This window comes from Streptomyces lavendofoliae, assembly GCF_014649735.1.
GTDB classification, from domain to species: Bacteria; Actinomycetota; Actinomycetes; order Streptomycetales; family Streptomycetaceae; genus Streptomyces; species Streptomyces lavendofoliae.
The window spans coordinates 80932-101505 of sequence record NZ_BMTP01000002.1 but is presented as its reverse complement, the minus strand read 5'-3'; the positions used below and the strand labels follow the sequence as shown (position 1 = coordinate 101505).

Sequence of the window (20574 nt, the reverse complement as noted above, 5' to 3'; positions counted from 1 at the left end):
CGTTACGCCAGGTGGCCCAGCTCCGGGTGCTCACGCGCATAAGCGGCGAGGAGCCGTCGCGCCACCGATACCGAGTCGACCAGCGGATGCAGGGCGAAGGCCTTGACGGCCGTCTCCCGCGAGCCGCTCTCCGCCGCCGCCAGCACCTCGCGCTCGGCCGCCTTGACCGCCGTCACCAGGCCGGCCGCGTGGAGCGGGAGCGGCGCCACCGACACCGGGTGGGCACCGTTGGCATCGACGAAACAGGGCACCTCGACCACCGCGTCCGCGTCCAGGACCGGCAGGGTGGCGCGGTTGCGGACGTTCAGGATGAGGGTGGTGCGCTCGTCGCGGGCGATGGCCCGCATCAGCGCCAGGGCGACCCGCTCGTAGCCACCCGGCTCCAGGTCCTCCTCGGCGCGCGCGCCGGCACCGGCCGCCTCGCGGTTGGCCGCCATGTAGGTCGCCTCGCGCTCGGCGAGGGTGGCGTGCCAGCTGTCGAGGGAGGGGGAGCCGTAGAACGCGGCCTGCTGCTCGCGCAGGTACGCGCCCCGCGTCCGCGCGGCCTCCCGGTAGGCGCGCACCGCCTCCCGGTTGAAGTAGTAGTAGTGCAGGTACTCGTTGGGGATCGCGCCCAGTGACCGCAGCCAGTCGGCGCCGAACAGCTTGCCCTCCTCGAACGAGCCCAGCGCCTCCGTGTCCGCCAGCAGCCGTGGCAGCTCGTCCCGCCCGGCGACCCGCACCCCGCGCAGCCAGCCGAGGTGGTTCAGGCCCGCGTAGTCGAACCACGCCTCGTCCGGGTCGGCGCCCAGCAGGCGCGCCACCCGCCGCCCCAGGCCCACCGGCGAGTCGCAGATGCCGATCACCCGGTCGCCCAGGACCCGGGACATGGCCTCGGTCACCAGACCGGCCGGGTTGGTGAAGTTGATGACCCAGGCGTCCGGCGCGATCCGCGCCACACGGCGGGCGACGTCCAGCGCCACCGGTACCGTTCGCAGGCCGTAGGCGATGCCGCCCGCGCCCACCGTCTCCTGCCCCAGGACGCCCTCGGCGAGCGCCACCCGCTCGTCCGCGGCCCGCCCGGCCAGCCCCCCGACGCGGATCGCCGAGAACACGAAGTCCGCGCCCCGCAGCGCCTCGTCCAGGTCCGTCGTCGCCGTCACCGCCGGCGCGTCGGACACGTCCCGGGCCTGCTCGGCCAGCACCCCGCCGATCGCCGCCAGCCGTTCTGCGTCCACGTCGTGCAGCGTCACCCGTGTGACCCGGCCCTCGGCGCGGTCCCCCAGCAGCGCCCGGTACACCAGCGGCACCCGGAACCCGCCGCCACCCAGAATCGTCAGCTTCATGCGGTCACGCTACTCGGCCGCCCGGGCACGGGCCGTCCTCGCCCGCACCCGGACGGCACGTGGCGTCCCCCGGGCGTCGTCCGGCGCCCCTCAGCCGACGTCCAGCGCGTTGGGCAGGCCCAGCCGGAAGCGGGTGCGGTCGTGACGCTTCAGCGCCTCGATCTCCGGCGCCCGGAACAGGGGCTTCACCGTGCAGCGCGGCGCGTTCGAACCAGTGCGGTCCAGCAGCGCGTTCACCGCCTGCCGGGCGGCGGCGTTGGCGCCCTCCATCGTGGCCAGGTCGATGTCCACCGACACGTAGTCGCCCGCCAGGAAGAAGTTCGGGACCGCCGTGGCCGCCGGGGGGCGCAGGTGGAACGTACCGGCCGGATGGATCAGCAGCTCGTCCTCGTTGGTGGGGTGCGGCGTCCCGAGACCGTCCACGCCCGGGTCCAGGAACCACGAGTGCAGGGCGCCGTCCTTCAGCACGGTACGGCCCGTGTCGTTGAGGGCGGCCTTGAGCTGCGCCCACACCTCGCGCGCGACCTGCTCGCGGGTGCACTGCTTGGCGGTTCTCCCGTACAGGATCCCCGGCCTGTCCCACTCCGAGATGTCCACGGACAGACACTCCACGGCCACGCCGTCGCCGTAGTCGGCGGCGAAGTCCCGCTCCGGCCAGTGCCCGGCCTGCGCGATCGCCGTCAGGGACCAGGGCGAGTCGATGCAGTTGACGTGGCCGCGCACCATCGGCGGCCGTTCCGTCAGATAGAACTGGATGCCCGTCATCCAGTCCGTGCGCAGCCCGTCGCAGCGCGCCAGCCGCGGGTCCGCCGCGCGCAGCGCGGCACCCCAGGTGCGCCGCGCGTGCTCCACCGGCAGCGCGCACACGTAGTGGTCGGCGGTGACCGTGGTGCGGGCGCCCCCGGCGTCCTCGACCAGCGCGCCGGTGACCCGCCCGTCGCCGTACCGCACCTCGCGCAGTGTCGACCCGATCCTGAACTCCACGCCCAAAGACCGCAGATGGGCCACCCACGGGTCGATCCACGCCTCGTTGGTGGGCGCGTTGAGGATCCGGTCCGGCGGGCCGTCCGCGCCGCGGCCGAGCGCGTTGAAGACGAACGCCTCGCCGAGCGTGCCGACCGTGCGGGTGCTCGCCTCCTCCGCCTTGGTCGCCACGATGTTGCGGGTGACGCCGATGGCCAGGATCCGCTGGTACGTCTCCGACATGCGCGCCGCCCGGGTGAAGTCCCACCAGGGCGTGCGCTCCCAGACCGTGTCGCGGCGCTCGTCGCAGCTGGTCAGGAAGACGAGCGCGCGGTTGACGAAGTACGCCCCCTCGTGGAGGGGCAGGCCGGCGGCCGTCTCGACGAGCGCGGTGAGGGCTCGGCGGATCTCGTCCAGGGTGAGCCGCTCCGGCCGGTGGCCCGGCCACGGAATGGACATCCGCAGGTCCTCGCGGCCCGAGCGGGCGAACATCATCTCGCGGGGTGCGATCAGGTTGTCGTACACACCGTGGGCGTTGCCGGGGAAGGGGATGCGCCGCATGGTGTCGGGCAGGTTGTGGTAGATGCCCGGGATGAAACGGAAGCCGTGCTCGGCGGGCAGGGGCCTGCGCCCGCCCCGCGCGCTGCCCGGCACGTCCATGCTGCGCGCCTTGCCGCCGAGCGCGCGGCGCTCGTGGACGGTGACCCGGAAGCCGCGCTCGGCCAGCTCGTGCGCCGCGGTGAGTCCGGCGACGCCGCCGCCGAACACCGCGACCGAGGGCGGCTCCGTGCCGTCCGCCGGGCCGGCCGGAGCGGCGGACGCCGCCGAGGCGGGGACGGCCGGCAGGGCACCCGCCCCCACCGCCCCGGTGACGGCGGTGGCGCCCGCCATGAAGGTGCGTCGCGTCGTACCCGTACGGTGCATGCCCCACCCACCTCTTACCCACGGTAACGTCTCGTCGGAAGCAGGAGCTTAGGGCCGCCCCGCCGGACCCGGAACCACCGCGCGCCCCCCTTCGCACAATGGCCGGTTTCCACCAGCCCCGGTCAGGGGCGCGCCGGCGGCGGAGCGCCCAGCCAGGCGGCGACCGCCCCGGCGATCGGCTGACCGGTCTCCAGCTCCACGAAGCCGAACTGCCCGCCCTGGTTGCACTCCAGGAACCACCACAGGCCCTCGGCGTCCTCGGCGAAGTCGAACGCGGCGTACGCCAGGCCCGCCAGGTCCATGAACTCACGCACCGGCCGGGCGATCCGGTCCGGCACCCCGGCCGGCTCCCACGCGTGCCCGGTGTCGCCGTACCGCCCGTCCACCTGCCCCTCGGCGGACGCCTTGCGCGCGGCGAACAGCCGCCCGCCCACGCACGTCAGCCGGATGTCCGCCCGCTTGGCCACGTACTGCTGGAGGAGCGTCGGACCGGCCGCCACCCCCGCGAAGTCCGTGCCGGGCTCCACCAGGGTCGTGGGCAGCGCGACCGGCGGGTCGGTGCGCGGCGGGCCCGACAGGGACTTGACGACGACCCGCCCGTACCGCGCCGCGAACTCCGCCGCCACCCCCGGGAAGGTCGTGATCAGCGTGGGCGGCACGGCGAAGCCGCTGAGGTGCGCGACCCGCAGCTGCCACGGCTTGTACCGGGCCTGCGCCGCCTGCCGCGGATGGTTCATCCAGCGCGCGGTCGTGGAGTACAGCATCCCGTACAGCGCCTGCGCGGTCTCGGCGCCCAGCCAGGCCGACGTCCCGGGCGCGTGCGCCGCCGGCTCGCCGGGCCTGCGCACCCAGACGGAGCGCAGGGCCCGCGAGCCGACCATGCGGCCCCGCGCCGACAGGTAGCAGTGGAAGTCCCCGTGGACGTACTCGGCCGACAGGTCGGCCCCACCGGGCAGATCGGCCGGGTCCAGCCGCACCAGCGGCACGCCCCGCTCGTGCAGCTCGGCCACCACCAGGTCCGCCGTGACGTCCTGAGGACTCGTCAGGACCAGTACGGTCATCAGCGCGTACCCGACCGGGTCGCTCAGTCGTCGAAGTGCGTCTGGGAACCGGCGGTGGACGTCGTCGTCCCGGCGGCCAGCATCAGCGCGCGGTCGCTGATCGCCGGGCGCCCGTCGGACAGGACGTTCAGCTGGAGCGCCGGGTCGTAGACGTAGGAAGCGGTGACGTCCTCCGAAGCCTTCTGCGGACGCGCGTAGCTGCACGCGAACGGCTGCATGATCCCCTCCATCACTCGTCAACTTCGGTACGGGTGACGGTACGGCGTCGAAGCCCCGCGAACTCACTACGCTGCGTCGCGGTGCGGGCACCGGCCGCGCGCCCGCCGCCGACCGGCACAATGGGAGGCATGTCCCGACGCACCTCCGCCCGCCGTCCCGCCCCCCGCCCCACCTCCCGCGACGCACGGCCCGCCGGGCGTCCCCGGTCCGCGTCCGGGGTGCGTGCCGACGGCCCCTGCCCGTGCGGCCTGCCCGCCGCCTACGCGGCCTGTTGTGGCCGGTTTCACAGCGGTGAGGCCCTCGCCCCGACCGCCGAACTGCTGATGCGCTCCCGCTACAGCGCCTTCGTCGCCGGTGACGAGCCCTACCTCCTGCGAACCTGGGCGCCGGCCACCCGGCCCGCGGCCGTCGACTTCGACCCGGCCATGCGGTGGACCGGCCAGGAGATCGTCGCCACCACCGACGGCACCCTCTTCCACACCACCGGGACGGTCACCTTCGTGGCCCGCTACACCCACCGGGGCGAACCCGGCGCGATGCGCGAGCACAGCCGCTTCGAGCGGGCCGGCGGCGCCTGGGTGTACGTCGACGGTGACGACGAACCGGCCGGGCCGTGAAGGGCGGCGCCGGCCCGCACGTCACCCACGACCCGCGGAACGACACCGCGTACGTCTCCCTCGTCGCGCACGTGGAGGACGGTTCCGCCGTCCGCCAGGTCACCGTGCCCGGCCCGGGCGGCGGGACCGAGCTGACGCTCGACTTCGACGCGGCCGGGCGCCTGCTGGGCGTCGAGGTCTTCGGGGCCCGCGCGGGGCTCACCCCGGAGACCCTCGCGCGGGCCGCCCCGGCGGGCGAGGCCCGCGGGGCGGTGCCGGACCACACCTGAGGGTCCCGGGTCGGGCGCGGGGCCCGGCGCCGGCGCCGGGCCGGGCGGCGGGACGGAGCGGGGCGCGGGGCCGGGCCGGACCCGCGGGTCAGCGCCAGGCAGCGCCCGGCCGCAGCAGCAGCCCCGGGTTGTAGGCGCCGAGCACCTTGTTCGCCCTGGCCAGCGCCGCCAGCGCGTGCTCGCGGTCCGCCTGGTCCTCGGCGCACAGCGGTGCGCGGAACCGGTACACCTCGCGGGCGGCGCACTCGGCGTCGACCTCCGCCTGAAGGATGCCGATCGGCATGCACGACCCGATGAGGGCGGCGACCCGGTCGGGGATCGGGACGGGGACGAGGGGCGACGCGGTCACGTGGAGTCCTTCGTGGGTCAAGCCTGCTTGTGGCAGTCGTCTGTTTGCTGTGCTCCCTCCATGGGTACAGCATCGAGTTCGCGTTTTCCCCAAGGGTTTGTATCTGTGCTGCAACCGTTTGCCCAGGAGACCGTACTTTTCCGTTTCTGCGAACCCGGGCGGGCCGTGCCGGCCCCGGACGATCAGCCAGGAGCCCTGCGCCCGGGGGGAGTTCAGTCGCCGCCGCGCCGGCCGCGCGTCCCCGCGGCGCGCAGATGCAGGGCGCGGAGCACCGCCTCGGTCGCGAACCGGGAGCGCGGATCGGCGAGCCGGCCGCCGAAGCGCGCCTCCAGGTTGCGCATCCGGTAGCGCACGGTCTGGGGGTGGACGTCGAGCAGCTCACCCATCTGGGCGGCGGTGCCACGGGTGTCCAGCCAGATGCGCAGGGTCTCGATGAGCCGGTCCCTGCGGGTGGGGGTGAGCCCGGCGAGCGGCGCGAGCTCCCGTTCGGCGAGCTGGTCGACGAGGGCGGGGTCGGCCAGGAGCCAGAGGGTGATCAGGTGGTCGGACGCCAGCGTGAGCGGGGCGTCCTCGACGATCCCGGCGTCGACCAGCTCCAGCACGCGGCGGGCCCAGCGGAGCGAGTCGGCGGCGGACGCGGTGGGAACGGTGAGGCCGACCGCGCCCCGGGTGGCGGGCAGCGCCGCCTCCAGATCCCGTCTCCGGGCGTCGTCCAGCGGACCGGGGAGCAGCAGGTGCGGCTGCGGATCGCTCAGGTCGATCAGGACATCGTTGTCGAGTTTCCCGGACCGGGAGAGCCGGGCCGGCGGGCGCAGGGCGACGAGCGTGACCCGCTCCGGCAGCGGCCAGCCGGTCTGGTCGGCCAGTTCGGTGACGGCGGTGCGCGGAACGGGCGGCCCGGCGAGGACGAGGTGGAGCAGCCGCCTGCGTAACGCCTCGGCCTCCTCCACCGTCTCCGCCCGCACCTGGACGTAGCCCTCGCGGGAGAGGGCCTCCAGCTCGTCGACGTAGGCGAAGAGGGCGTCGGCGAAGCTCAGCATCAGGGAGGGGGAGAGGTTGTAGCGCCGGCCCACCTTCTTGGCGCGCCGCAGCGCCACCCGGGCCCCCAGGCGGTACGCGCCCTGCAAGTTCTCCATGGTGCGGCCCTCGTACGCCTCGAACCGGCCGAACCTCCGGCACATCTCGTCGCGCAGGGTCGTGGGAGCCGACGGGGAGGCGACCCGGTCGACGAAGACGGAGATGTTCTGCTCCACACCGAGGCGGATCGCCTGGCCGTACGGGCCGTTGAGGAGCCGGGCGTACTCGGGGTAGGCGCGAGTGACCTCGATGCCTATCTCCTTGGTGAGGCTGGGCAGTTCCGGCCGGATGATGGCGGCGAACTCCTGGGGAAGCGGCCCCAGTGGCTCGCCCGCGTCCGACGGCTGGGTGGTGGACCGGGGCATGGCGGGTTGCCCCTCCTTCTCCGGGTGTACCGGTGGGGGAGGTGGTGCGGGGGCGCGTGGGGGGAAGCGCTCCCACGTACGGACGGGGTTGAGCACTTCGTGGGTGCCGAACATAGACCAGGAGCCTCGGGGCGCGCATCAGTTCCGACCATGGCCGCGGGCGCCCGGCCCGGATCTGGCCGAAGCCCGACCGTCAACCGGGCCGAGAGACGGCCGGCAGGGGGGCGGAGGGGCGGGAGTGCTCACTCGCGGACAAGAAACCCTCGCGATCTGTTGCCCGGGCGACAAGAAAATACCCGCCGGTAAGAGTGGCGGGGAAAACTTACGGGCGAGTATTGCGCGGCCGGTTACTCACTCGTAGCGTCAATCGCGCAAGGTGCTCGACCTGGTGGCCGTGCGAATCAGGCCCCGCGTTCCGTGAATTGAGCCGCTGCCGCTTTTCCCCGCCGCGTACGAGCCGCATACGCGGAGTGGAGAAGCGGTCATCAGGTACGCCCCATCCCTCAGGAGGGAACAGCCCGTGCGACGCATTACCAAAATCTCCGCCATTTCCGCCGCCGCGTTACTGGTCGCCGCCGGAGTCTCCGCCACGACCGCCTCGGCCGCCCCCCAGGCCCAGTGGACCGTCAGCAACCCGGCCGCCAACGACGCCTTCAGCGCCACCAACGTCGCGGCCGTCAACGCCGTACTCACCAACGTCACCACCGGCGCCACCATCACCTGCTCGGTGTACGCCGCGAGCGGGACGGCCGTCGACGGCGTGTACGCCAGCGGCGCCGGCCTGGCCACCATCGCCAACGCCACGTTCGGCACCTCCACCACCAAGTGCAACGGCCCGCTGGGGTCGAAGTGGGTCTCGCAGTCGGTCCAGCCCATGAAGCTGAACGGCGTGACCTACAGCGGCGGGGTCACCAAGGGCACGCTGACCGGCGTCAAGGTGACCCTCACCGGTACCAGCCTGCTGGGCACCTGCAACGCGACGATCGAGGGCTCCGCCAACACCGGCACCTACACCAACGGCACCGGTGTGCTGGAGATCGTGCCCGACGCGACGCCCGCGCTGACGGTCACCAGCGCGTCCGGCTCCTGCGCCGGTCTGATCAAGACCGGTGACAAGGCCAAGTTCGGCGCGAAGTACCAGGTCTCGCCGGTCATCACGGTCACCAGCCCGTAAGCGCCACACGGGCGAGCCCGTAACGAGTCGTGCGGTCGGCCGGCACCGGCCGCACGGCCACGTGAGGGCCCGCGCCCACCGCGGGACGGACAGCAGCGGGCGATGTGGGGGTGAGCGACCGATGGGTGACAGCAGCACGGGCGGGAGCCGGCACCGGCGTACCTGGGCACGGACGGCGTCGATCGGGGCGGCCGTACTGGTGGCCGGGCTCGTGCCCGGAACCGGTACCGGCATCGCCGTGGACGAGGGCGTGCGGCCCGTCGAGGCGGAGTTCGGCTACCGGTGCGGCCTGCCGGGCGGCGGACACCCCGCCCGGGTGCGGGTCTCGGCCGGGCTGCCGCGGCAGGTCGCTGCCGGCCGGCCGGTGCGGGCGTCGGACGTGCGGGTCGCCGTGGAACTGCCCGAGGAGGCGGTGGCCGCCCTCCGTGCCACGGGCGCGGCGACCGCGAACGGGGCGGCGCGCCTCACCGGGCGGGTCGCGCAGGGCGACGACGCCGCGGACCTGCCGTGGACCCAGCTGACCGTCCCGGACCGCGCCCTCCCGGCCACCGGGCCGCACACCGTCGAAGGCGCCGGTGCCGTGCCCACCGTGACCGCCTCCTCGGGGGGCGACCTCACGTTCTCCACCGGGCCCGTCACCCTGGACCTGCTCCTGCGTCGGGCCGACAGCACCCCGGCCACGCCGCCGGGGCTCGCCGTCACCTGCGACCCGGACCCGGACCAGGACCTGACCATCGGCCGTGTCGCGGTCCTCACCGTGCCCGGCGCGGACGGGCGGCCACCGGTGGTGGACGAGCACCCCCCGGCCGGTGGCGTGCCCTCCGCCCACCCCGCCCGCCCCGCCCGCCCCGGCGCTCCCGGCGACCCCGGCGACCCGGGGCGCGGGACACCCCCCGTGCCGCCCGGACCGTCCGCCGGCCGGGAGCCCGGTCCGAGGGCGGGCGCGGCCGACGAGTGCGTGGAGCAGCCGCCCGTGACACAGGACCCGGTACCGAGCCACGGCTACATCGCCGGCTTCGCCAACGTCCTGAAACTTGGCTCGGCCATGTTCATCAAGGACCCGGGCCTGATGAAGGTGGACATGGCGAAGGCCACCCAGACCTACCAGTGCCCGCGCGACGACGGGCTGGTGTTCACCATGTACAGCGACGCGACGTTCTCGTACCGGGGGAAACCGCAACTGCCGCCCGTCCGGTCGACGTTCCTCACCTTCGGGTTCATGCCGACGACGGCCACCGCGGAACTCACCCTGGACACGCCGATGGACATCGCCACCGGCAGCTACTTCTCACCGGACGGCCAGTTCTCCGAGGTGACGAAGGCGACCGCGCGACTGTGGGTGCGGCTCAGCGACGTGAAGGTGAACGGGACCCCGCTCGACGTCGGCCCCGCGTGCCGCACCGCCCGCCCCATGGAACTGTCCCTGACCGGCCGCGGCTCGTACGACGCCGAGGGCAGGCCGCACGGGTACACCGTGGTCACCGGCGGCCCCCTGACCGGCACCGCGACCATCCCCGGGTTCAGCGGCTGCGGCGTCACCGAGGACCTGGACCGGCTGTTCACGGCCTCCCTGTCCGGAGGCGGCAACCACACGAAGATGACCCAGGGCGTGCTGTGCTCGCCGGGCCAGCCGGAGTACTGCCCCGACCCGCCGAAGCCCAAGCCCGAGAGGTGATCCGGCCGGGTGCCGTTGCGCACACGGCGACAAGGAGACGGAACCGGTTTGTCACGCGCTGACAAACCATCCGGTCGCCCCGAACGCGTCGTGCGCGGCGCTTGTCGATGTCCTCCGAGTGACCGTAACGTGCGCCCTCCCGACGCACTTTTGTCACTTCCTCAGCAAGAGCGGGACCTGGGAGTTGTGGTGGGAACAGAAGTGGTCGTCGAAGGACTCACCAAATCCTTCGGCAAACAGAATGTGTGGCAGGACGTCTCCCTCACCCTGCCCGCCGGCGAGGTCAGTGTGATGCTCGGCCCCTCGGGCACCGGCAAGACGGTATTCCTGAAATCCATCATCGGGCTGCTGAAACCCGAACGCGGACGTGTCCTCATCGACGGCGTCGACATGGTGAACAGCCCAGAACGCGACATCTACGAAACGCGGAAGCTGTTCGGGCTCATGTTCCAGGACGGCGCCCTCTTCGGCTCGATGTCGCTGTTCGACAACATCGCCTTTCCGCTGCGGGAGCACACCCGCAAGAAGGAGTCCGAGATCCGTCGCATCGTCATGGAGCGGATGGAGATGGTGGGACTCGTCGGCGCGGAGGGGAAACTGCCCGGCGAGATATCCGGCGGAATGCGCAAACGCGCCGGACTGGCACGCGCCCTTGTCCTCGACCCGCAGATCATCCTCTGCGACGAACCCGACTCCGGGCTGGATCCCGTCCGCACCGCGTACCTCTCACAACTGCTGATCGACCTCAACGCCCAGATCGACGCCACGATGCTCATCGTGACGCACAACCTCGACATCGCGGCCACGGTCCCGGACAACATGGGCATGCTCTTCCGGCGCAACCTCGTCACCTTCGGACCGCGTGAGGTCCTGCTCACCAGTGACGAGCCGGTCGTGGCGCAATTCCTCAGCGGGCGGCGCGAAGGCCCCATCGGCATGTCGGAGGAGAAGGACGCCGCCACGCTGGCGCGCGAGCAGCGCACGCCCGCCCCGTACGCTCCCCGCACCCTCGCCCCCCAGCTGGAGCCGTCGCCCGGCCTGCCGTCCCGCGCCGCCGTACCGCGCCGCCGCGAGCGGGTCCTCGCCCTGCTGCCCGGGCTGCCGGAGCCCGCCAGGGCCGCGATCCTGCGGAGCTACGCGCCGGCGGGCCCGCCCGCCGGCACCGTCGGCGGTCCGGTCGGCGGGCCGGTCGGTGGTCCGGTCAACGGCGCCGTCGGCGGTGCCGCCTCATGACCGCGGACCACCCGGGGCCGCCCCGCCCGGCCCCCCCAGCCACTCCCGCCCCGGGCTCCGGTGGCGAGCCGTTCGCCCGAGGGGCCGCCGGCGACCATGTACGCGGCCCGGCCGCGCCCCCCGGCCGCGGCAACCCCCACCCGTACGAGACCCACCCGTACGAGACCCACCCGCACGAGACCCACCCGGCCCGGCCCGCCGCCAACCGCACCGCCCCCGGCCACGCCCCGCCGCCCACCGAGCCGGTCGCCCACTCCGCCCCCGGCGCGTACCGGCCGCCCGCGCGGGCGCTGGCACCGCTGCGGGAGACGGGGCGGCTGTTCGCGCTGGCCGCCACCGTGGCCCGCGACATGTTCCGGCGGCCCTTCCAGTTCCGGGAGTTCGTCGAGCAGTTCTGGTTCGTCGCGAGCGTCACCATCCTGCCCGCCGCCCTCGTCTCGATCCCGTTCGGCGCGGTCATCGCCCTCCAGGTCGGCTCGCTCACCCAGCAGTTGGGCGCCCAGTCGTTCACCGGCGGGGCCAGCGTCCTGGCCGTCATCCAGCAGGCCAGCCCCCTGATCGTCGCCCTCCTGATCGCCGGCGCCGGCGGCTCCGCCATCTGCGCCGACCTCGGCTCCCGCAAGATCCGCGAGGAGCTGGACGCCATGGAGGTCATGGGCGTCTCGCCCGTCCAGCGCCTGGTCGTCCCCCGGGTCCTCGCCACCATGCTCGTCGCCGTGCTGCTCAACGGCATGGTCTCCGTCGTCGGCACCCTCGGCGGCTACTTCTTCAACGTGATCATGCAGGACGGCACCCCCGGCGCCTACCTCGCCAGCTTCTCCGCCCTCGCCCAGCTCCCGGACCTCTGGATCAGCGAGATCAAGGCGCTGATCTTCGGCTTCCTCGCCGGCATCGTCGCCGCCCACCGGGGCCTCAATCCGCGCGGCGGACCGAAGGGGGTCGGCGACGCGGTCAACCAGTCCGTCGTCATCACCTTCCTCCTCCTCTTCTTCGTCAACATGGTCCTCACCGCCCTCTACCTCCAGCTCGTCCCGGCGAAGGGGGCCTGACGATGGCGTCCCCGCTCGCCTGGCTGGACCGCTCCGGCGACCACCTCATCTTCTACGCCAAGGCCCTGGCGTGGATCCCGCGCACGCTGCGCCGCTATTCCCGGGAGGTGCAACGCCTCCTCGCGGAGGTCGCCTTCGGCAGCGGTGGCCTCGGTGTCATCGGCGGCACCATCGGCGTGATGATCGCCATGACCCTGTTCACCGGCACCGTCGTCGGCCTCCAGGGCTACGCCGCGCTCAACCAGATCGGCACGTCCGCGTTCACGGGCTTCATCTCCGCCTACTTCAACACCCGCGAGATAGCCCCGCTCGTCGCCGGCCTCGCCCTCTCCGCCACCGTCGGCGCCGGCTTCACCGCTCAGCTCGGCGCCATGCGCATCAACGAGGAGGTCGACGCCCTCGAAGCGATGGGCGTGCGGTCCATGCCCTACCTCGTCACCACCCGCATCATCGCCGGCGTCGTCGCGATCATCCCGCTCTACGCGATCGGGCTGCTCTCCTCGTACGTGGCCTCCCGCGCGGTCACCGTGCTGTTCAACGGACAGTCGGCGGGCACCTACGACCACTACTTCACCCTCTTCCTCTCGCCGGACGACGTCCTGCTCTCCATCCTCAAGGTCCTGATCTTCAGCGTGCTGGTGATCCTCGCCCACTGCTACTACGGCTTCCGCGCCACCGGCGGGCCGGCCGGCGTGGGCGTCGCCGTCGGCCGCTCGGTGCGCAACGCCATCGTGCTGATCAGCGTGACCGACTTCTTCCTCTCGCTCGCGCTCTGGGGCGCGACCACGACCGTGAAGGTGGCCGGATGAACGGGACGACCGTACGCAGACGCCTCGCCGGGATCGTGTTCCTGCTCGTGCCCGTCCTCCTCGTCCGGCTCTCGCTCGCGGTGTACGACAAGGAGTTCACACGGGACGCCACGATCACCGTCCTCACCGGCAGCGCCGGCAACGAGATGCACCGCGGCGCCGAGGTGAAACTGCGCGGCGTGGTCATCGGCGAGGTGCGCGACATCCGCTCCGACGGCACCGGCGCCCGTCTCACCCTCGCCCTCGACCCCCGCCACCTCGACCGGGTCCCGGCCGACGTCACCGCCCAGATGCTGCCGACCACGCTCTTCGGCGAACGGTTCGTCGCCCTCGTACCGCCCGGAGGAAACCCCTCCCCGCGCGCCCTCGCCGCCGGTGACACCATCCCGCAGGACCGTTCCTCCAACGCGGTCGAGCTGGAGCAGGTCCTCGACCGGCTGCTCCCGCTGCTCACCGCCGTCAAGCCGGAGAAGCTGTCCGCGACCCTCACCGCCGTCGCCCAGGCCCTCGAAGGGCGGGGGGAGCGGCTCGGCGACACCCTCGTCACCCTCGAAGCGCACCTGAAGCGGCTCAACCCCCACCTGCCCGCCCTCAACCGGGACATCAGCCACCTCGTCGAGGTCAGCAGGGTCTATGGCGACGCCGCCCCCGACATACTCGACGCCCTCACCGACTTCACCACCACCAGCGGCACCCTCGCCGAGCAGCAGGCCGGGCTCGCGGACCTGTACGGCGCCACCACGGCCTCCGCCCAGGACCTCACCGCCTTCCTCCGCGACAACCGGAGCAACATCATCCGGCTGTCCGCCGTCTCCCGCCCCACCCTGGAGCTCCTCGCCCGGCACTCCTCCTCCTTCCCCTGCACCCTGCGCACCCTCGCGGGTTTCGTCCCCGCCATGGACAAGGCGCTCGGCAAGGGCACCGACGAGCCGGGCCTCCACGTGAACCTCCGGACCGTCCCCTCCCTCGGCCGGTACGTCCCCGGCAAGGACCGGCCCGTGTACGACGCGGCCGGCGGCGCCCACTGCTATGCCGTCCCCTACACCGGCGCGCCCGCCCCCGCGGCCGGCGCGGCCGACCGCGGCCTCGGCCTGCCCAACTCGCCGCAGGAGAACCAGCTCGTCAACGAACTGCTCGCCCCGGGCCTCGGCACCGCACCGCAGGCCCTCCCCGACTGGAGCACCGTCCTGACCGGACCCGTCTTCCGCGGAGCGGAGGTGACCCTCAAGTGAAGCGCCGCTCCCTCGCCGGACCGCTCCTGAAATCGCTCGCGTTCGTCGTGGTGACGGTCCTCGCCACCACCGTCCTCGCCTTCTCCGTCGCCAACAAGGGCGTCGGTGACACCGTCACCTACAAGGCCCGCTTCACCGACGCCACCGGACTCGTCGAGGGCGACAGCGTCCGCATCGCCGGGGTGAAGGTCGGACAGGTCGAGTCGATCAGGGTCGCCGACCGCCGGGTCGCCGAAGTCGCCTTCGCCGTACGCAGGGGCCGCGCCCTGCCCGCCTCGGCCACCGCGTCGATCAAGTACCTCAACATGGTCGGCCAGCGCTACGTCGACCTCGACCGGGACACCGGTCCCGTCGGGCGGTCGCTGCCCGCGGGGGCGGTCATCCCGCTCGAGCGCACCACCCCCGCGCTCGACCTCACCCAGCTCTTCAACGGGTTCCAGCCGCTCTTCCAGGGACTGTCGCCCGACGAGGTCAACAGCCTGGCCGGGTCGATCGTGCGGGTCCTGCAAGGAGAGGGCGGCACGGTCGACTCCCTCCTGGAGCACGTCGGGTCGCTCACCACGACCGTCGCGGCCAAGGACAAGGTCATCGGAGAAGTGATCAAGAACCTGAACACGGTGCTGAAGACGGTCAACGACCGGGAGGCCCGCTTCAACGACCTCGTCGTCACCCTCCAGCGACTCGTCAGCGGCTTCGCCGGCGACCGCGAGCCCCTGGGCGAGGCCATCACCGCCATGGGATCGCTCACCACCGTCACCGCCGGCCTCCTGGAGGACGGACGGGCGCCGCTCAAGGCCGACATCCGCCAACTCGGCCGGCTGTCCGGGCAACTGGCCCGGAGCACCGACCGGATCGAGGAGTTCCTGCGCACCACGCCCGCCAAGATGCAGGCCGTCGGACGCCTCGCCTCGTACGGGTCGTGGCTCAACCTCTACCTCTGCGAGGCCGCCGTCACCGGCGTCACCACCGACGACGGCTCCAGGCCCCCGACCGGCATCGCGATCACCGAACCGAGGTGCCGCGCATGAGAATCCCGCGCCCGGGCCCGTCGCGGCCCCGCTTCCCGCTCCACCGCCTCCCGTTCCCCGGCGTCCCGCTCCGCCGCCGGCCGCGCCCGGACGCCCCGCCCCCGGGGCGCCCCCGGCCGAAGCGGCCGGCGTTCACCCCCGTACGGCAACGCGACCCGATCACCGTCGGCGTCGTCGGCCTGCTCCTCCTCGCCCTGATCGCCCTCGGCGCGTACAAGGTGGACGCCCTCACCGGCGGCACCACCGCGTACACCGCGGACTTCACCGAGGCCGCCGGACTCGACGAGGGCGACGAGGTGCGCATCGCCGGCGTCAAGGTGGGCGAGGTCACCGCCGTCGGGCTCGACGGGGCCAAGGTCGAGGTGGCGTTCGAGGTCGACGACACCACCTGGATCGGCGACTCCAGCACCGCCGCCATCGCCATCAAGACTTTGCTCGGCGAGAAGTACCTGGCCGTCGACCCTCTCGGCGGCCGCGCCCAGAACCCCGCCGAACGCATCCCCGCCTCCCGTACCACCTCCCCCTACGACGTCACCAAGGCCCTCACCGGCCTCGGCGACACCATCGACGCCATCGACACGCAGGCGCTCGCCGAGAGCTTCCGGGCCATCTCCGCCACGTTCGCGAACTCGCCGCCCGACGTGCGCAGCGCCGCCACCGGGCTGTCCGCGCTCTCCCGGACGGTCTCCTCGCGCGACGCGCAGCTCGCCGAACTCCTCAAGGGCAGCAGGCAACTCACCAGGACCCTGGAGGGCAAGAAGAGCAGCTTCGAGACGCTCCTGGAGGACGGCGGACTGCTCCTCGGCGAGCTCCAGGCCCGCCGAGACGCCATCCACCAGCTGCTCACCGGTGCCAGGAACCTCGGCACCCAGCTCACCGGCCTGGTGCGGGACAACGAACGGCAGCTCGGGCCCACCCTGTCCGCCCTCGGCCGGGTCACCGGCGTCCTGCTGGAGAACCGCGAGAGCCTCGACCGGACGCTCGCACTTGCCGGGCCGTACTACCGGCTCGTCGGCAACACCCTCGGCAACGGCCGCTGGTTCGACACGTACGTCTGCGGCCTCGTCCCCAAGAACTACCTGGCCCCCGGCACACCCCCGGCCACCGGGTGCATGCCGCCCAAGCCGACGGGAGGCGGTGCCCGGTGAACCTCCGACGCGCTCTCGGCATCACCACCGGACTCGCCCTCGTGGCCGTCGCCGGAGCCTCCGGCGTCATTGCCCTCGACGAGTCCCGCGCCACCCGCATCACCGCCCGCTTCGACCGGGCCACCGGTGTGTACGAGGGCTCCGACCTCCGCGTCCTCGGGGTCCGGGTCGGCACGGTCGGCTCCGTACGCCCCCGGGGCAAGGAGGTCGAGGTGACCCTGCTGATCGACGAGGGCGTGCGCGTCCCCGCCGGAGCCCACGCCGTCATCGTCGCGCCCAGCGTCGTGGCCGACCGCTACGTCCAGCTCGCCCCCGCCTACACGGGCGGACCGGAGATCCGGGAGGGCGCGGTCCTGCCCGCAGCCCGCAACGCCACCCCCCTGGAGGTAGACCAGCTGTACGCGTCCATCACCGAACTCAGCGAGGCCCTCGGGCCCAAGGGGGCCAACGCCGACGGCGCCCTGGCCGGGCTCCTCGACACCGGCGCCGCGAACCTCCGGGGCAACGGCAAGGCCATCGGCGACTCCATCGAGCAGTTCGGCAAGGCCGCGAGGACCCTGGACCGCAGCAGCGGCGACCTCTTCGCCACCCTCACCCACCTCCAGGCATTCACCACCATGCTGAAGAACAACGACGGCGACGTCCGCACGGCCGAACAGCGGCTCGCGACCGTCACCGGCTTCCTCGCCGAGGACAAGGAGAACCTGGGCGCCGCCCTCAAGGAGCTGGGCACCGCGCTCGCCCGGGTCAAGACGTTCATCGAGGACAACCGCGGCAGCCTGAAGAAGAACGTCGATCTCCTCGCCCCGCTCACCCGGACGCTCGTCGACCAGCGCGCCTCGCTCGCCGAGGCACTCGACACCGCGCCCCTCGCCGCCGGGAACGCCCTCAAGGCGTACGACCCGGTGCACCGCACCCTCAACGGCCGCGCGAACATCAACGAGCTGAGCTTCGGCACCGGCGTCCCGGGCGCCGGAGCGGCGACCGGCACCGGGACGGGGACCGGCGTCCCCGGCACCGGAGGCGCGGCGCCCGCGCCGGACGGTCTCGTCCCCCTCACCCCCGACCGGCGCGCGGACCTGCCCGCGCTCCCGCTGCCCGTGGCCGGCACCGTCTACGGGACACCGGAGAAGGGCGGCGTACGGTGAACCGGCCCTCCCGTACCACCACCGCCGGCATCGCGGCCACCCTCGCCCTGGCCGTCGGCGTCCCGGTGACCGTCGCGAGCTGCGACGCGCCCGCCGGGGGCCTGGAGCTGTCCGGCATCGAGCAGTTGCCGCTGCCCGGAGGCGCCGACCTCGGCGACCGCCCGTACGAGATCACCGCCGAGTTCGCCGACGTCCTCAGCCTCGTCCCGCAGTCCGCGGTCAAGGTGAACGACGTCGCCGTCGGGCGGGTGACCGGCATCGCCCTCGACCGCGGGGACTGGACCGCCACCGTCACCATGCGGGTCAACGGCGAGGTGCGGCTCCCGGCCAACGCCTACGCCCACCTCGAACAGTCCAGCCTGCTGGGCGAGAAGTACATCCAGCTCACCGCGCCCCCCGCGCCCCGCGGCAGCCTCGGCGACGGCGCCCGCATCCCGATGACCCGCACCAACCGCAACCCGGAGGTCGAAGAGGTCTTCGGCGCCCTGTCGATGCTCCTCAACGGCGGCGGCATCCAGCAACTGCGCACCATCACCACCGAGCTGGGCACCGCCCTGGGCGGCAACGAGGCGGAGGTCCGCTCCCTGCTCGGACGGCTCAACACCGCGGTCGCCGCCCTCGACAGCAACAAGAGCGACATCACCGCCGCCCTCGACGGCGTCAACCGCCTCACCGCCACCCTCGCCACCCGCGAACGGGACGTCGACAAGGTCCTCACCGGGCTGACCCCCGGCCTGAAGGTCCTCCAGAAGCAGCGCGGTTCGCTCCTCACCATGCTCGGCGCGCTGGACACCCTCTCGGGCGTCGCCGTCGACACCGTCAACAGGAGCAAGGCGGACATCGTCGCCGACCTCAAGGCCCTCGGCCCCACCCTCAAGGCGCTCGCCGACTCCGGCGAGGCACTGCCCGACTCGCTGGAGGTGCTGCTCACCTACCCGTTCACCGACGAGGTGCTGCGCGGCGTCAAGGGCGACTACCTCAACGTCTACCTGGACCTCACCGCCGCGCCGGGGACGCAGATCGTCCCGGCGCTCACACCCCAGGACGAGACGGCCCCGCCCGCTCCGTCCGCCCCGTCGGCGCGCACCGCCGGACCGTCCCTGCCCCTGCCCCTGCCGTCCGCGCCTGTTCCGTCGGCGTCTTCGCCGTCGGCCTCCCCGCCGTCCGCGCCCCCGCCGCCCGCCGCCGGGAGGAACTGATGCTCACCCCCGCCACCCGGCTGAAGAACCTCGCCTTCCTCCTCATCGGCGCCCTCGTCCTCGGAGTCGTCGGCGTGCGGTACGCGGACGTCGGGCACCTCGTCGGCCTCCGCGACCACTACACCGTCCGCGTCCGGCTCGACTCCACCGGCGGGCTGTTCACCCACTCCAACGTCACCTACCGGGGCGTCTCGGTCGGCCGCGTCGGGCCGATCCGGCTCACCGACGACGGGGTGGAGGCCGAGCTGCGGATCAAGGACTCGGCCCCCGCCATCCCCGCCGACCTGGAAGCCGTCGTCGCCAACCTCTCCGCCGTCGGCGAGCAGTACATCGACCTCCGCCCGGCCTCCGACAGCGGCCCCTACCTGCGCGACGGCGCGGTCATCGCCCGCTCCGACACGCGCACCCCCGCACCGGTCACCACCATGCTGACCGGAGTGGGCGACCTGGCGGCCTCCATCGACCTGGAGGCACTGCGCACGGTCGTCGACGAGTTCGGAACGGCGCTGAACGGGCGCGGTGACGACCTCCAGGCGCTCATCGACAGCGGCAGCGACTTCGTGGCGGCCGCCGACGAGGCGCTGCCCGCCACCTCCCGGCTGATCACCGACGGCGAGACGGTGCTGCGGACCCAGGCCGAGGAAGGGAAGGCGCTCACCTCGTTCGCGGCCGGGGCCAAGGAGCTCGCCGCGCGGCTCAAGAGCTCCGACGGCGACCTGCGCGCCCTGATCACCGCGGCTCCGGACGCCGCCGGCCAGGTCAGCGGACTGCTCCGGGACCTCGATCCCTCCCTCGGCGTCGTCCTGGCCAACCTGCTCACCACCTCGGAGGTGGCGGTGACCCGGCAGCGGGGCATGGAGGAGTTCCTGGTGCGGATGCCGGCCGTGGCGGCCGCCGGAGCGACCGCGGTGACCGCCCAGGGCGTCAACCTCGGCATGTCGGTCACCTTCTTCCAGCCGCTGCCGTGCACGGCGGGCTACGGCGGGACGCGGTACCGCAACGGCCTGGACCTGTCGTCGCCGCCCGCCCTCAACACCGGGGCGCGCTGCGCCTCGCCGCCGTCGAGCGGCGTCAACGTGCGCGGCTCCGCCAACGCCCCCCGGGGCGGTCCGCTCCCACCCCCTGCCACGGCGCCCGGCGCCCCGGCCCCCGCCGACGGCATGGGTGATCTGCTGGGTCTCGGGGAGGGCCGGTGAACCGCCGGGCGGCCGGGCAGGCCCGGCTCGGGTGGTGGGCCGCGGTCGCGGTGGCGGCGCTGCTGTGCGGTCTGGCCGGCTGGTCCTGCGTCCGCGCGGCGGGCGACGGGACGCGGGCGTTCGCCGAGGAGCGGGACGACGTCCTGGCGGCGGGGCGTGACCACGTCGCCCGCCTCAGCAGCGTGGACGCGGCGGACCCCGGCGCGGCGCGGGCGCGGTGGCTGGACGCGACCACCGGAGACCTCCACGCCCGGCTGAAGGGGACCGACCCGCGGAAGGGCACGGGCGGAGCCTCCACCCGCGCGACCGTCACCGACGCCGCCCTCACCGCCCTGGACGACCGGGCCGGCACGGCCGAGCTCATCGCGACCGTGAGCGTGGAGACCACGCCCGCCGCCGGCCGGCCGGGCGGCACGGACCGCAAACGGCTGGAAGCCGCCCTCGTCCGCACCGGCGGCGGCTGGAAGGTCACCGCCCTGACCGCCGTACCGGTGGGCGGATCATGAAGGGAGCC

20 protein-coding genes are annotated in these 20574 nt (G+C 73.3%); 14 read left to right on the top strand and 6 right to left on the bottom strand.

The genetic code is table 11. The features are described from left to right. Window positions 1–2: 2 nt before the first annotated feature. The 4 genes from IE109_RS03340 to tgmA all read right to left on the bottom strand — a co-directional run bounded on the left by IE109_RS03340 (window position 3) and on the right by tgmA (window position 4491). The gene (locus tag IE109_RS03340; protein WP_189548927.1) at window positions 3–1325 is read right to left on the bottom strand and encodes a 6-phospho-beta-glucosidase; all 1323 of its coding nucleotides are present in this window, start codon (window positions 1323–1325) and stop codon (window positions 3–5) included. A 90-nt stretch (window positions 1326–1415) separates the two neighbouring features. Then, a complete protein-coding gene (locus IE109_RS03335; RefSeq protein WP_189548926.1) occupies window positions 1416–3212 on the bottom strand; it encodes a hydroxysqualene dehydroxylase in 1797 nt (598 codons plus the stop codon). Between the two features lie 122 nt (window positions 3213–3334). Then, on the bottom strand, window positions 3335–4273 hold the full coding sequence (gene tgmB / locus IE109_RS03330) for an ATP-grasp ribosomal peptide maturase (RefSeq protein ID WP_189548925.1): 939 nt from the start codon (window positions 4271–4273) through the stop codon (window positions 3335–3337). A gap of 23 nt (window positions 4274–4296) precedes the next feature. Continuing rightward, window positions 4297–4491 carry a putative ATP-grasp-modified RiPP gene (gene tgmA / locus IE109_RS03325; RefSeq protein WP_189548924.1) on the bottom strand — a complete coding sequence of 65 codons (195 nt, stop codon included), beginning with the start codon at window positions 4489–4491 and terminating at the stop codon, window positions 4297–4299. A gap of 129 nt (window positions 4492–4620) precedes the next feature. On the opposite strand from tgmA, the gene IE109_RS03320 reads away from it, so the two are divergent. Next, a complete protein-coding gene (locus tag IE109_RS03320; RefSeq protein ID WP_189548923.1) occupies window positions 4621–5109 on the top strand; it encodes a YchJ family protein in 489 nt (162 codons plus the stop codon). Beyond that, entirely contained in the window at window positions 5106–5378 is a 273-nt protein-coding gene (locus IE109_RS03315) for a DUF2283 domain-containing protein (protein ID WP_189548922.1), read from the top strand. Before IE109_RS03320 ends, IE109_RS03315 begins: the two co-directional genes overlap by 4 nt. Window positions 5379–5466: 88 nt before the next feature. Here the strand turns inward: IE109_RS03315 and IE109_RS03310 are convergent, their stop codons facing one another. Both IE109_RS03310 and IE109_RS03305 read right to left on the bottom strand, forming a co-directional pair. Next, window positions 5467–5727 (bottom strand): hypothetical protein, encoded by a 261-nt coding sequence (locus IE109_RS03310; protein WP_189548921.1) that lies wholly within the window; start codon window positions 5725–5727, stop codon window positions 5467–5469. Window positions 5728–5939: 212 nt separating this feature from the next. Further along, window positions 5940–7169, bottom strand: a complete 1230-nt coding sequence (locus IE109_RS03305; protein ID WP_189548920.1) for a PucR family transcriptional regulator — start codon at window positions 7167–7169, stop codon at window positions 5940–5942. 520 nt (window positions 7170–7689) lie between these two features. On the opposite strand from IE109_RS03305, the gene IE109_RS33670 reads away from it, so the two are divergent. The 12 genes from IE109_RS33670 (at window position 7690) to IE109_RS03245 (ending at window position 20566) form a co-directional block, all read left to right on the top strand. Further along, complete coding sequence (locus IE109_RS33670; protein WP_189548919.1) at window positions 7690–8343, top strand: hypothetical protein; 654 nt, start codon at window positions 7690–7692, stop codon at window positions 8341–8343. A 121-nt stretch (window positions 8344–8464) separates the two neighbouring features. Then, the gene (locus IE109_RS03295; RefSeq protein WP_189548918.1) at window positions 8465–10018 is read left to right on the top strand and encodes a DUF6801 domain-containing protein; all 1554 of its coding nucleotides are present in this window, start codon (window positions 8465–8467) and stop codon (window positions 10016–10018) included. 189 nt (window positions 10019–10207) lie between these two features. After that, window positions 10208–11251 (top strand): ABC transporter ATP-binding protein, encoded by a 1044-nt coding sequence (locus IE109_RS03290; protein ID WP_189548917.1) that lies wholly within the window; start codon window positions 10208–10210, stop codon window positions 11249–11251. After that, the gene (locus IE109_RS03285) at window positions 11248–12300 is read left to right on the top strand and encodes an MlaE family ABC transporter permease (protein WP_229890509.1); all 1053 of its coding nucleotides are present in this window, start codon (window positions 11248–11250) and stop codon (window positions 12298–12300) included. The genes IE109_RS03290 and IE109_RS03285 overlap by 4 nt, the downstream gene beginning before the upstream one ends. A gap of 2 nt (window positions 12301–12302) precedes the next feature. Then, window positions 12303–13109 (top strand): MlaE family ABC transporter permease, encoded by an 807-nt coding sequence (locus IE109_RS03280; protein WP_189548916.1) that lies wholly within the window; start codon window positions 12303–12305, stop codon window positions 13107–13109. Next, the gene (locus IE109_RS03275; RefSeq protein WP_189548915.1) at window positions 13106–14341 is read left to right on the top strand and encodes an MCE family protein; all 1236 of its coding nucleotides are present in this window, start codon (window positions 13106–13108) and stop codon (window positions 14339–14341) included. Before IE109_RS03280 ends, IE109_RS03275 begins: the two co-directional genes overlap by 4 nt. Further along, window positions 14338–15369 (top strand): MCE family protein, encoded by a 1032-nt coding sequence (locus tag IE109_RS03270; protein WP_189548914.1) that lies wholly within the window; start codon window positions 14338–14340, stop codon window positions 15367–15369. Before IE109_RS03275 ends, IE109_RS03270 begins: the two co-directional genes overlap by 4 nt. Further along, window positions 15366–16517 carry an MCE family protein gene (locus IE109_RS03265; protein ID WP_189548913.1) on the top strand — a complete coding sequence of 384 codons (1152 nt, stop codon included), beginning with the start codon at window positions 15366–15368 and terminating at the stop codon, window positions 16515–16517. Before IE109_RS03270 ends, IE109_RS03265 begins: the two co-directional genes overlap by 4 nt. Continuing rightward, complete coding sequence (locus IE109_RS03260; RefSeq protein WP_189548912.1) at window positions 16514–17665, top strand: MCE family protein; 1152 nt, start codon at window positions 16514–16516, stop codon at window positions 17663–17665. Before IE109_RS03265 ends, IE109_RS03260 begins: the two co-directional genes overlap by 4 nt. Beyond that, window positions 17662–18864: an MCE family protein gene (locus IE109_RS03255; protein WP_189548911.1), complete on the top strand. Its 1203-nt coding sequence runs from the start codon at window positions 17662–17664 to the stop codon at window positions 18862–18864. Before IE109_RS03260 ends, IE109_RS03255 begins: the two co-directional genes overlap by 4 nt. Further along, a complete protein-coding gene (locus IE109_RS03250; protein WP_189548910.1) occupies window positions 18864–20060 on the top strand; it encodes an MCE family protein in 1197 nt (398 codons plus the stop codon). Before IE109_RS03255 ends, IE109_RS03250 begins: the two co-directional genes overlap by 1 nt. Then, the gene (locus tag IE109_RS03245) at window positions 20057–20566 is read left to right on the top strand and encodes a hypothetical protein (RefSeq protein ID WP_189548909.1); all 510 of its coding nucleotides are present in this window, start codon (window positions 20057–20059) and stop codon (window positions 20564–20566) included. Before IE109_RS03250 ends, IE109_RS03245 begins: the two co-directional genes overlap by 4 nt. Window positions 20567–20574 lie beyond the last annotated feature (8 nt).

Coding starts and splice junctions, on each gene's coding strand:
- IE109_RS03340 (WP_189548927.1), bottom strand. CDS start 1,325: ATGAAGCTGACGATTCTGGGTGGCGGCGGGTTCCGGGTGCCGCTGGTG.
- IE109_RS03335 (WP_189548926.1), bottom strand. CDS start 3,212: ATGCACCGTACGGGTACGACGCGACGCACCTTCATGGCGGGCGCCACC.
- tgmB (WP_189548925.1), bottom strand. CDS start 4,273: ATGACCGTACTGGTCCTGACGAGTCCTCAGGACGTCACGGCGGACCTG.
- tgmA (WP_189548924.1), bottom strand. CDS start 4,491: ATGCAGCCGTTCGCGTGCAGCTACGCGCGTCCGCAGAAGGCTTCGGAG.
- IE109_RS03320 (WP_189548923.1), top strand. CDS start 4,621: ATGTCCCGACGCACCTCCGCCCGCCGTCCCGCCCCCCGCCCCACCTCC.
- IE109_RS03305 (WP_189548920.1), bottom strand. CDS start 7,169: ATGCCCCGGTCCACCACCCAGCCGTCGGACGCGGGCGAGCCACTGGGG.
- IE109_RS03295 (WP_189548918.1), top strand. CDS start 8,465: ATGGGTGACAGCAGCACGGGCGGGAGCCGGCACCGGCGTACCTGGGCA.
- IE109_RS03285 (WP_229890509.1), top strand. CDS start 11,248: ATGACCGCGGACCACCCGGGGCCGCCCCGCCCGGCCCCCCCAGCCACT.
- IE109_RS03280 (WP_189548916.1), top strand. CDS start 12,303: ATGGCGTCCCCGCTCGCCTGGCTGGACCGCTCCGGCGACCACCTCATC.
- IE109_RS03275 (WP_189548915.1), top strand. CDS start 13,106: ATGAACGGGACGACCGTACGCAGACGCCTCGCCGGGATCGTGTTCCTG.
- IE109_RS03265 (WP_189548913.1), top strand. CDS start 15,366: ATGAGAATCCCGCGCCCGGGCCCGTCGCGGCCCCGCTTCCCGCTCCAC.
- IE109_RS03250 (WP_189548910.1), top strand. CDS start 18,864: ATGCTCACCCCCGCCACCCGGCTGAAGAACCTCGCCTTCCTCCTCATC.